This window comes from Paenibacillus sp. GbtcB18 (assembly GCF_019091125.1).
In the GTDB taxonomy this organism is placed as follows: domain Bacteria; phylum Bacillota; class Bacilli; order Paenibacillales; family NBRC-103111; genus Paenibacillus_F; species Paenibacillus_F chitinolyticus.
In genome coordinates, this window is the sequence record NZ_JAGXJX010000480.1 from 1 (window position 1) to 261 (window position 261).

At 33.0% G+C, this 261-nt stretch carries 1 pseudogene; it reads left to right on the forward strand.

From position 1 onward, the window contains the following. Positions 1-261, forward strand: a pseudogene (gene plcR, locus KVT34_RS30450) (transcriptional regulator PlcR); the annotation flags it as partial.

A 261-nucleotide genomic window follows, 5' to 3' on the forward strand; every position in this document is an offset into this window, starting at 1 on the left:
TGAGTCGAATTGAATCGGGCGCAGTGTACCCAAGTATGGATATATTGCAAGGTATTGCGGCGAAATTACAAGTTCCCATTATTCATTTTTATGAGGTACTCATTTATTCCGATATCGAAAGAAAAAAACAGTTTAAAGATCAAGTCATTATGCTGTGTAAGCAAAAAAGATATAAGGAAATTTATAATAGAGTATGGAATGAACTGAAAAAGGAAGAATATCATCCTGAATTCCAACAATTTCTTCAATGGCAATATCATG